The 231-nt window shown below is 42.0% G+C and carries 1 protein-coding gene; it reads left to right on the top strand.

What is annotated here, in order from left to right:
• Positions 1–231 (top strand): hypothetical protein (locus tag ACPYOJ_RS37125; protein ID WP_481420649.1); only part of this gene is annotated, 231 nt, incomplete at both ends.

Here is a 231-nt window from a genome sequence, read left to right as displayed (position 1 = left end):
AAGGCATTCCGAATACAACCGGTACCATAAAAGTTGTTTCATCCAAAGCAATCATGGCAGGAATCAATGCAGGAAGTGACGCTGTAGGATACGGAGGGTTTTTCGCAGGATTTCCTACGCAACCTGTGATTTTAAAATCAGGCGGAGACTGCGTACCCGGAATTATTCTTAATGTCGATCCTATCATTTATGACACGTATCAATGGTACAATAACGGAAATATCATTCCTG

The organism is Rhizobium sp. SVR5-9E (genome assembly GCF_056755095.1).
The sequence above is the reverse complement of the archived record's forward strand: the minus strand, read 5'-3'. Positions and strand labels throughout refer to the sequence as shown.